Source organism: Streptomyces albidochromogenes, assembly GCF_005981925.1.
Taxonomy (GTDB): Bacteria; Actinomycetota; Actinomycetes; order Streptomycetales; family Streptomycetaceae; genus Streptomyces; species Streptomyces albidochromogenes.
Window position 1 is genome coordinate 1 of the sequence record NZ_VBVX01000259.1, and the last position, 9,708, is coordinate 9,708.

At 74.2% G+C, this 9,708-nt stretch carries 9 protein-coding genes; 2 read left to right on the forward strand and 7 right to left on the reverse strand.

Annotated elements, in window-relative coordinates; genetic code table 11:
- Positions 1–50 precede the first annotated feature (50 nt).
- The 5 genes from E2E34_RS26260 to E2E34_RS26280 are packed head-to-tail and all read right to left on the reverse strand — an operon-like array spanning position 51 to position 5,630.
- Positions 51–857 (reverse strand): type III pantothenate kinase, encoded by an 807-nt coding sequence (locus E2E34_RS26260; protein ID WP_138904395.1) that lies wholly within the window; start codon positions 855–857, stop codon positions 51–53.
- A 3-nt stretch (positions 858–860) separates the two neighbouring features.
- Entirely contained in the window at positions 861–1,853 is a 993-nt protein-coding gene (nadC, locus tag E2E34_RS26265; protein ID WP_138904396.1) for a carboxylating nicotinate-nucleotide diphosphorylase, read from the reverse strand.
- 2 nt (positions 1,854–1,855) lie between these two features.
- Positions 1,856–3,595, reverse strand: a complete 1,740-nt coding sequence (locus E2E34_RS26270; protein ID WP_138904397.1) for an L-aspartate oxidase — start codon at positions 3,593–3,595, stop codon at positions 1,856–1,858.
- Positions 3,592–4,656 carry a pantoate--beta-alanine ligase gene (gene panC / locus E2E34_RS26275; RefSeq protein ID WP_138904398.1) on the reverse strand — a complete coding sequence of 355 codons (1,065 nt, stop codon included), beginning with the start codon at positions 4,654–4,656 and terminating at the stop codon, positions 3,592–3,594. Before panC ends, E2E34_RS26270 begins: the two co-directional genes overlap by 4 nt.
- Positions 4,653–5,630 carry a Rossmann-like and DUF2520 domain-containing protein gene (locus tag E2E34_RS26280; RefSeq protein ID WP_244316119.1) on the reverse strand — a complete coding sequence of 326 codons (978 nt, stop codon included), beginning with the start codon at positions 5,628–5,630 and terminating at the stop codon, positions 4,653–4,655. Before E2E34_RS26280 ends, panC begins: the two co-directional genes overlap by 4 nt.
- A 140-nt stretch (positions 5,631–5,770) precedes the next feature.
- Here E2E34_RS26280 and E2E34_RS26285 point away from each other — a divergent pair, with 140 nt between their 5' ends.
- Positions 5,771–6,928: a threonine aldolase family protein gene (locus E2E34_RS26285; protein ID WP_138904399.1), complete on the forward strand. Its 1,158-nt coding sequence runs from the start codon at positions 5,771–5,773 to the stop codon at positions 6,926–6,928.
- Positions 6,929–6,974: 46 nt separating this feature from the next.
- Here E2E34_RS26285 and E2E34_RS26290 read toward each other — a convergent pair whose 3' ends face one another.
- Complete coding sequence (locus tag E2E34_RS26290; RefSeq protein ID WP_138904400.1) at positions 6,975–7,247, reverse strand: hypothetical protein; 273 nt, start codon at positions 7,245–7,247, stop codon at positions 6,975–6,977.
- A 106-nt stretch (positions 7,248–7,353) separates the two neighbouring features.
- On the opposite strand from E2E34_RS26290, the gene E2E34_RS26295 reads away from it, so the two are divergent.
- Positions 7,354–8,484, forward strand: coding sequence for a DUF5937 family protein (locus E2E34_RS26295; RefSeq protein WP_138904402.1), 1,131 nt, complete (start codon positions 7,354–7,356; stop codon positions 8,482–8,484).
- 16 nt (positions 8,485–8,500) lie between these two features.
- Here E2E34_RS26295 and E2E34_RS26300 read toward each other — a convergent pair whose 3' ends face one another.
- A complete protein-coding gene (locus E2E34_RS26300) occupies positions 8,501–9,643 on the reverse strand; it encodes an NADH-quinone oxidoreductase subunit D (protein ID WP_138904401.1) in 1,143 nt (380 codons plus the stop codon).
- Between the last annotated feature and the right edge of the window lie 65 nt (positions 9,644–9,708).

Consider the following 9,708-nt stretch of genomic DNA (forward strand, 5'->3'; position numbering starts at 1 on the left):
GTCTCGTGGGCTCGGAGAGGTGTATAAGAGACAGGACCCGCCCCTCCCGGTCACATCCGGGCGACGTTGCGCTCGTACACCAGCCGCAGGCCGATCAGCGTCAGCCACGGCTCGTGCTCGTCGATCTCCGAGGACTCTCCGAGCACCATCGGGGCCAGGCCCCCCGTGGCGATGACGGTGACGTCGTCCGGGTCGCCGTCGGGGCCCACGAGCTCGCGGGCCATGCGCTGCGTGACGCCGTCGACCTGGCCCGCGAAGCCGTAGACGATGCCCGACTGCATGGCCTCGACGGTGTTCTTGCCGATCACGCTGCGCGGCCGGGCCAGCTCGATCTTGCGGAGCTGGGCGCCCTTGACGCCGAGTGCCTCCACCGAGATCTCGATGCCCGGGGCGATGACACCGCCCGTGTACTCACCGCGCGCCGACACCGCGTCGAAGGTCGTCGCCGTGCCGAAGTCCACCACGATCGCCGGGCCGCCGTAGAGCTCGACCGCCGCCACCGCGTTGATGATGCGGTCGGCGCCGACCTCCTTCGGGTTGTCCATCAGGATCGGCACGCCCGTCTTGATGCCCGGCTCGACGAGCACGGCGGGGACGTCGCCGTAGTACCGGCGGGTCACCTCGCGCAGCTCGTGCAGCACGGACGGCACGGTCGAGCAGATCGCGATGCCCTCGATCCCGTCGCCCAGTTCGTCGCCCAGCAGCGGGTGCATGCCCATGAGGCCCTGGAGGAGCACGGCGAGCTCGTCGGCCGTGCGGCGGGCGTCGGTGGAGATGCGCCAGTGCTCGACGATCTCCTCCCCGTCGAACAGGCCGAGGACGGTGTGGGTGTTGCCGACGTCGATGGTGAGCAGCATGGGTTACTTCGCCTCGCGCAGGTCGAGGCCGATGTCGAGGATCGGGGAGGAGTGCGTGAGCGCCCCGACGGCGAGGAAGTCGACGCCCGTGTCCGCGTACGCGCGGGCGTTGTCCAGGGTCAGCCGGCCGGAGGATTCGAGGATCGCGCGGCCGCCCACGAGAGCGACCGCCTCGCGGGTCTGCTCCGGGGTGAAGTTGTCCAGCAGGATCAGGTCGGCGCCCGCCGCGAGGACCTCGGTCACCTGGGCCAGGGTGTCGACCTCGACCTCGATCGGCACCTCGGGGAACGCCTTGCGCACCAGCGTGAACGCCTCGGCCACGCCGCCCGCCGCGACCACGTGGTTGTCCTTGACGAGCGCCGCGTCCGAGAGGGACATGCGGTGGTTGACTCCGCCGCCGCAGCGGACCGCGAACTTCTCCAGGGCGCGCAGCCCGGGGGTCGTCTTGCGGGTGTCGCGGACCTTGGCGCCGGTGCCTTCGAGGGCGTCCGCCCACGCGCGCGTGGCCGTCGCGATGCCCGAGAGGCGGCACAGCAGGTTGAGCGCGCTGCGCTCGCCGGTGAGCAGGTCGCGGGTGCGGGTGGTGACGCTGATGAGCTTCTGCCCGGCCTCGACGCGGTCGCCGTCCTCGACGTGCCGCTCGACCTCGAACTCGTCCGTGCAGATGACGGAGAGGATCGCCTCGGCGACGCGCAGGCCCGCGACGGTGCCGGCCTCGCGGGCCGTGAAGTCGCCGGTCGCGACGGCCTCTTCGGGGACGGTCGCGACGCTCGTGACGTCCACGCCGTGGGCGAGGTCCTCGGCCAGCGCGACGTTCGCGATGTCCTCGACCTCCAGCGGGTCGAGGCCCGAGGCGACGAGGAGCTGCACCAGGTCGGGGTCGAGGCCGCACTCGGCGGTGTCGAGCTCGTACGTCTCCTCACCGCCGCAGCCGCAGGCGTCACCGCACCCGCCGGAGGCGGTCGGCAGGAGCTGGGGGTTGTCGGGCGTACTCACGGTTACTGCTCCCTCTGAGCTGGTACGGGGCCGGGTCCTACGGGCGGGAACGATGCGGTCGCGGTGCGGTGCACGGCGAGGGTGCGGTCCGGGGTGAGCCGTACGACGAGGTGGCGGCGCCAGGTGTCGTCGTCGCGGTCGGGGCGGTCCTCGCGCCAGTGGCAGCCGCGGGTCTCCTCGCGGGCGCGGGCCGCGGCGACCAGGACGCGCGAGACGAGCAGGAGGTTGGTGGCCTCCCAGGCGTCCACGCCGGGCTCGGCGTCCTTGGCGTCGCCGGCGTCGCCCGTGCCGCCGCCGTCGCGGTGGTCCGCTTCGGCTGCCGCGCTGCGGTACAGGGCCTCCAGGGCCGTCGCCGCGTGGTCGAGGCTCTCGGCGGAACGCAGCACTCCGGCGCCGGCCGTCATGATCCGCTGGATCTCGATGCGGGTGGCCGGGTCGAGGAGCGGCCCGGGGGCCTCCTCGCCGCGTACCGCCGGACCGGGGGAGGCGGGGTGGGCCGCGACGTCCTCGGCGATGCGCTCCGCGAAGACGAGGCCCTCGAGCAGCGAATTGGAGGCGAGCCGGTTCGCGCCGTGCACGCCCGTGCAGGCCACCTCACCGCAGGCGTAGAGGCCCGGGACCGTCGTACGGCCGTGGAGGTCCGTCCGTACGCCGCCGGACGCGTAGTGGGCCGCCGGGGCCACCGGGATCGGGTCCGTGACCGGGTCGATGCCGTGCGAGCGGCAGGCCGCCAGGATGGTCGGGAAGCGGGACTCCCACATCTCGGCGCCGAAGTGCCGGGCGTCCAGGTACATGTGCTCGGCGCCCTGCTCGCGCATGCGCCGCATGATGCCCTTGGCCACGATGTCGCGCGGGGCCAGCTCCGCCAGCTCGTGCTGCCCGAGCATGAAGCGGACGCCGTCCGCGTCGACGAGGTGGGCGCCCTCGCCCCGTACCGCCTCCGACACCAAGGGCTGCTGGCCCTCCGCGTCGGCGCCCAGGAAGAGCACCGTCGGGTGGAACTGGACGAATTCGAGGTCCGAGACCTCGGCGCCCGCGCGCAGGGCGAGCGCGACGCCGTCGCCGGTGGAGACGGACGGGTTGGTGGTGGCCGAGAAGACCTGCCCCATGCCGCCCGTCGCGAGGACGACGGCCGGGGCGAGGACGGCGCCGACGCCGTCGTGCTGGCCCTCGCCCATGACGTGCAGGGTGACGCCCGCCGTGCGTCCGTCGGCGTCCGTCAGCAGGTCCAGGACCAGGGCGTTCTCGATCGTACGGACGGACGCCGACCGTACGGCCTCGACGAGCGCCCGGGAGATCTCGGCGCCCGTGGCGTCGCCGCCGGCGTGCGCGATGCGGCGGCGGTGGTGGCCGCCCTCGCGGGTGAGCTGGATGACGCCCGACTCGGGGTCGGTGTCGAAGAGCGCGCCGGTGTCGATCAGGCGCCGCACGGCGTCGGGGCCCTCGGTGACCAGGGCCCGTACGGCCTCCTCGTCGCACAGGCCCGCGCCCGCGACGAGCGTGTCGTCGAGGTGCTGCTCGGGGGTGTCCCCGTCGCCGAGGGCGGCGGCTATGCCGCCCTGCGCCCAGCGGGTGGAACCGTCGTCGAGGCGGGCCTTGGTGACGACGACCGTGCGCAGCCCGGCGGCGGTGCAGCGCAGCGCGGCGGTCAGGCCGGCGACGCCGGAGCCGACGACCACGACGTCGGCGTCGACGGTCCAGCCGGGGGCGGGGGCCTTCAGCCGTATACCGGTGCGGTTCATGCCGGGGCTCCCTGCTCGCGGACTTCGCCTGCGTCACCGCTCTGGTGGACGAAGGTCAGCGGGATGTTGTCGATGAGGCGGGTGGCGCCGACCCGGGCGGCCACGGCGAGGATCGCGTCGCCGCTGTAGGTGTCGGGCACCTCGGTGAAGTCGGACGGGTCGACGAGCGCGACGTAGTCGAGGGCGAGCGGCGGCTCCAGGCGCGCCGCCTCGTCCAGGACGGCGGCCGCGGCCGCGCGGACGGCGGCCGGACCGCTGAGGCCGGCGTGGCCGGCCTGCTCGACGGCGTGCGCGTCGGCCGCCGCGCGCGCCTCGCCGAGACCGGCGAGGGCCGCCACCCGCGCGGGGGTCGTCGGCGCGCCCTGGGCGAGCGCGCGGGCGTGCAGGGCCTCCAGCGCGATGAGCCGGTCGCGGGCGGCGAACAGCGCGCGCGAGAGGGCGAGCGCGGTGCGGCGCTCGCCGGGGGCGAGGTAGCGGTTGCGGCTGGACAGGGCCAGGCCGTCCTCCTCGCGGACCGTCGGCACGCCGACAATCTCGACGGGGAAGTTCAGGTCGCGTGCCATGCGGCGGATCAGGGCGAGCTGCTGGGCGTCCTTCTGCCCGAAGAACGCGACGTCGGGCCCGGTCAGGTGCAGCAGCTTGGCGACGACGGTCAGCATGCCGTCGAAGTGGCCGGGGCGGGACGCCCCTTCGAGCCGCTCGCCCATCGGTCCCGCGGTGATACGGACCTGCGGCGCGCCGCCCGGGTACACCTCGTCGACGGAGGGGGCGAACACGGCGTTCGCACCGGCGCGTTCGGCGAGGGCCAGGTCGGCGTCGAGGGTGCGCGGGTAGCGGTCGAGGTCCTCGCCCGCTCCGAACTGGAGCGGGTTGACGAACACCGTGACGACGACGAAGCCCTCGGGCCCCACGTGCGAGCGCGCGGCGCGGATCAGCGTCGCATGGCCCTCGTGCAGGGCGCCCATGGTCATGACGACAGCGGTGCGGCCGGGGGCGGCGAAGTGCGCGAGGACGTACTGGAGGTCCTCACGGCTGGGGACCAGCTCGAAGGCGGCGCTCATCGGTCCTCTCCCCCGGCCCCGTCGGGCGCGTCGTCGTCGGGCCTGCCGGTCTCCGGCCTGCCCCCGTCGGCCAGTACGTCCAGCAGGTCCTCGGCCAGCTCCGGCTTCAGCAGCCCGTGCGCGAGGGCGCGGTCGGCGGTCGTACGGGCCATGGCGAGGTATCCCGCGACGGCCTGCGGCGCGTGCTCGCGCAACTGCGCGACGTGCGCGGCGACCGTTCCCGCGTCGCCGCGCGCGACCGGGCCCGTGAGGGCCGCGTCGCCCGAGCGCAGGGCGTTGTCGAGGGCGGCGCCGAGGAGCGGTCCGAGCATCCGGTCCGGGGCCTCTACGCCCGCCGTGCGCAGCAGCTCCATGGACTGGGCGACCAGCGTGACCAGGTGGTTCGCACCGAGGGCGAGGGCCGCGTGGTACAGCGGGCGGGCCTCTTCGGCGACCCACTCGGGCTCGCCGCCCATCTCGATGACCAGCGCCTCGGCCGCGAGGCGCAGTTCCTCGGGGGCGGTGACGCCGAAGGAGCAGCCCGCGAGCCGCTGCACGTCGACGGACGTTCCGGTGAACGTCATGGCGGGGTGCAGGGCGAGGGGCAGCGCGCCGGCGCGCAGGGCGGGCTCGAGGACGCGGGTTCCGTACCGCCCGGAGGTGTGCACGATGAGCTGCCCCGGGCGGACCGCGCCGGTCTCCGCGAGCCCTTCGACGAGCCCCGGCAGGGCGTCGTCGGGAACGGTCAGCAGGACGAGTTCGGCGCGGGCCAGCACCTCGGCGGGGGTGACGAGCGGGACGTCGGGCAGGAGCGCCGCGGCCCGGCGCACGGACGCGTCCGAGACGCCGGAGACGGCTACCGGGCGGTGGCCCGCCAGCCGCAGGGCGGCGGCGAGCGCCGGGCCGACGCGGCCTGCTCCGACCACGCCCACGGTGAGGCGGGCGGGCCGGTCCCTGGCGTCCAGGGGCTCATGTGCTGCGTGTGGTGCGTTCACGTTCACGCGGGGACGGCCTTCCGTTCCAGTCCGCGGGGGGTACCGGACGATTTCTGGTCATGCTACGCCAGCGTTTCGTGCGATCGCCTCGCTGTCCACAGGCTGTGGGCAGAGGCCGCACGGTACGCGATGATCGTCCGATGACGGACAGCAGCGAGCAGGACGGGCGCCGGCGCAGGCTCACCGCGTGGCGGAAGGCGGAGCGCACCCTCTGGCGCGCGCCGGTGGAGTCGACGGTGGGTGAGCGCCTGGCGGAGCTCACGGCGGCGGCTGACGCCGGTCCGGCGTCCGGGGTGTACGACCTGGACGAGTGGACCGACGTGTACGGCGACGGGATCGTCGCCGAGCTGGAGCGGCGAGTCGCACGGACGCTGGGCACAGAGGCGGCGGCGTTCTTCCCCACCGGGACGATGGCGCAGCAGGTGGCGCTGCGGTGCTGGGCGGGGCGTACGGGCAACGCGACAGTGGCGCTGCATCCGCTGTCGCACCCGGAGGTGCACGAGGGCGGCGCGCTGTCGGCGGTGAGCGGGCTGCGCACGACGCACCCGACGGCCGCGCCCCGGCTTCCCACGGCGGACGAAGTGCGCGACTGCGACGAGCCGTTCGGCACGCTGATGCTGGAACTGCCGTTGCGGGACGCCGGTTTCGTCCTGCCGACGTGGGACGAGCTGACGGCGGTCGTCGACGCCGCGCGGGAACGGGACGCTGTGGTGCACTTCGACGGCGCCCGGCTGTGGGAGTGCGCCCCTCATCTCGGCCGTACGCTCCCGGAGATCGCGGGGCTCGCCGACAGCGTGTACGTGTCGTTCTACAAGTCCCTGGGCGCGATGTCCGGGGCGGCGCTCGCCGGACCGGCTTCGCTGGTCGCCCAGGCGCGGGTGTGGCGGCACCGGTACGGCGGGCAGGTCTTCCAGCAGTACCCGGCCGCCCTCTCCGCCCTGCTGGGCCTGGAGCGGGAGCTGCCCCGGCTGCCGGAGTACGTCGCCCACGCCAAGGTCGTCGCGGCGGCGCTCGCGGACGGTTTCAGCGCGGCGGGCGTGCCGTGGTTCCGGGTGCGCCCGGAGCCGCCGCACACGCACCAGTTCCAGGTCTGGCTGCCGTACGGCGCGGAGCTCCTGACGGAGGCGGCGGTGCGGCAGGCGGAGGAGACGGGGGTGGCGCTGTTCCGCAGGTGGTTCGAGGACGTTCCGCCGGGGGTGGCGGTCACGGAGGTGACGGTGGCGGCCGCCGGTCTGGAGTGGACGCGGCAGGACGTACTGGACGCGGTGGCCGACTTCGCGGGGCGGTTGAGGGGGTAGGGGGCAGGAGCGGGAAGCCCCCGGCGGGCGGCCCGTGCCCGTCCCGCTAGCCGCACGCGCCGGACCCGGAACCGGCCACGGCCCGGGTGCGCCCGGCCCGTGCGCCCCGGCCGCGGGCGGCGGAGGCGAAGAGGCCGGTCAGGGCGGCCCGCAGGCGGCCGGGCCGGGGCGGCCGGCCCGCGGCCGCCGCCCCGAGGAGCCGGTAATCGCGTATCTCCCGGACCACCTGCCAGTCGCCCTGGCCGGGCGCCGGCGGTGCGGGCTGCCCGAGCTGGGCGGCGCGGTAGACATCGAGCATGTGCTGCTGAGTGGCGTTCATGTCCCCCACCCTGCGCACCGAGCGCCCCGCGACGCGCTTCGTTTGACGAGCCCCGTCAATCGGCGGTCCGGCTGTCGGCGGCACCGGGCACGATGGGGCCATGAGCGTGTCCATCGACATCACCGGCCTGCCGTCCGAGCGCGTCGTGTTCGAAACCTCCCCGCTGGCGGAGCTCGGCATGGCCCTGCACGCCCTGTCCGAGCCCGGCCACCATCCGGGGCTGCACGGCTGGGCGACGGCGGCCGCCGCGTCGCTGAAGCCGGACCTCGCGGACCGGATGAGCGAGGCGGAGTTCCTGTGGCGCAGCACGTTCTCGGACGTCTTCATGCCGTTCGCCGGCGTGCGCGGCGGCGACGGCAGGACGGGGGCGACGCTCGCCGAGGACCTGGACGCGCTGGACCGCCTGGACGACGAGCGGTTCGTCTCGGCGGCGCTGGAGTTCACCTGCTCCAGTACGTACGGCATCGTCAGCCCGTCCCCGCTCGTCGACGCGGCGATGCGCGACCGGGCGCTGGACCTGGCCGCCGCGCGCGGGCCCAAGCAGACGGACTTCGCCCGCCGGCTGCTGGCCGATCCCGGGTCCGTACGGGCCTGGCTGCGGCGCCTGTTCGAGGACTGCGACCAGGCGTTCTTCGCGGACACCTGGCGCCGCACCCGGGTCCAGCTGTCCGCCGCCGCACGCCACCACGGCGAGGTGCTGCGCCGCAAGGGCCTCGCCGAGGCGCTGCACGCGGTCTCCCCCGCGCTGACGCTGGAGACGGGCGCCGGCCCGGGCGGGGCGAGGACCCGTATCCACGCCGACAAGCTGGCCGACGGCCGGACCAGCGCCGTCGAGCCGGACGTCGGCGCGGGGCTGACCTTCGTGCCGTCGAGTTTCGGCTGGCCGCACCTGTCGATCCTGCACGCGCCCGGCTGGCGACCGGTGATCCACTACCCGGTCGGCGCGCCCGAACTGCCCGGCCCGGCCTCGGTCGAGCTGCTGAAGCTGCGGATGGAGGCACTGGCCCATCCGATGCGCATGCGCCTGTGCCGCAACCTGGCCCGTTCGCCGTACACGACGGGCGAGCTGGCCGAGTCGCACGGCATCACCGCGCCCGAGGTCTCACGCCATCTGACCGTGCTGCGCAAGGCCGGCCTGCTGACCACCCAGCGCCGCGGCCGCTACGTCCTGCACGGCCTGGACCTCCAGGTGGTGTCGCGGCTCGGCAGCGACTTCCTGGAGGGCGTGCTGCGCTAGCCGGTGCGCTGGCCGGTCACTTGTCGATGTCGCCGACGACGAAGAAGAGCGACCCGAGGATCGCCACCATGTCGGCGACGAGCGTCCCCGGGAGCAGTTCCACCAGCGCCTGGATGTTGTTGAACGAGGCCGAGCGCAGCTTCAGGCGGTACGGCGTCTTCTCACCCTTCGAGACCAGGTAGTAGCCGTTGATCCCGAGCGGGTTCTCGGTCCAGGCGTACGTGTGGCCCTCCGGGGCCTTCAGCACCTTCGGCAGCCGCTGGTTGATCGGGCCGGGCGCGAGGCCGGCCATCCGGTCCAGGCAGGCGTCCGCCAGGTCCAGCGCGTTGTGCGTCTGCTCCAGGAGGACCTCGAAGCGGGCGAGGCAGTCGCCCTCGGTCCTGGTGGCGACCTTCAGGGTGTCCTGGAGTTCGCCGTACGCGAGGTACGGCTCGTCGCGGCGGAGGTCGAAGTCGACGCCGGAGGCGCGGGCGATGGGGCCGCTGACGCCGTACGCGTGCACGGCCTCGCGCGACAGTACGCCGACGCCGCGCGTGCGGCCGCGGAAGATCTCGTTGCCGGTGACCAGGTCGTCGTACACGTCCATCCGGGACCGGACGTCCGCGACGGCCGCGCGGGCCCGGCCGAGCCAGCCGGCGGGAAGGTCCTCCTTGAGGCCCCCGACCCGGTTGAACATGTAGTGCATGCGGCCGCCGGAGACCTCCTCCATGACGGCCTGGAGCTCCTCGCGCTCACGGAACGCGTAGAAGACCGGGGTGATTCCGCCCAGTTCGAGAGGGTACGAACCGAGGAACATCAGGTGGTTCAGGACACGGTTCAGCTCGGCGAGGAGCGTACGGGTCCAGACGGCGCGCTCCGGGACCTCCATGCCGAGCATGCGCTCGACGGCCATGACGACGCCGAGCTCGTTGGAGAACGCGGACAGCCAGTCGTGGCGGTTCGCGAGCATGACGATCTGGCGGTAGTCACGGGCCTCGAAGAGCTTCTCCGCGCCGCGGTGCATGTAGCCGATGACCGGCTCCGCGTGCTGGATCCGTTCGCCGTCGAGGACCAGCCTGAGGCGGAGGACGCCGTGCGTGGAGGGATGCTGGGGGCCGATGTTGAGCACCATGTCGGTGCTCTCCGCCGCGCCGCCGATGCCGACCGTGGTCTCCGTCATGCGGCCAGTATCCCCCCGGCGGGGTCGCCGCCGGTGAGCGGGTACGGGGCGCGGTGCGGGTACGC

Coding starts and splice junctions, on each gene's coding strand:
- E2E34_RS26260 (WP_138904395.1), bottom strand. CDS start 857: ATGCTGCTCACCATCGACGTCGGCAACACCCACACCGTCCTCGGCCTG.
- E2E34_RS26270 (WP_138904397.1), bottom strand. CDS start 3,595: ATGAACCGCACCGGTATACGGCTGAAGGCCCCCGCCCCCGGCTGGACC.
- panC (WP_138904398.1), bottom strand. CDS start 4,656: ATGAGCGCCGCCTTCGAGCTGGTCCCCAGCCGTGAGGACCTCCAGTAC.
- E2E34_RS26285 (WP_138904399.1), top strand. CDS start 5,771: ATGACGGACAGCAGCGAGCAGGACGGGCGCCGGCGCAGGCTCACCGCG.
- E2E34_RS26290 (WP_138904400.1), bottom strand. CDS start 7,247: ATGAACGCCACTCAGCAGCACATGCTCGATGTCTACCGCGCCGCCCAG.
- E2E34_RS26300 (WP_138904401.1), bottom strand. CDS start 9,643: ATGACGGAGACCACGGTCGGCATCGGCGGCGCGGCGGAGAGCACCGAC.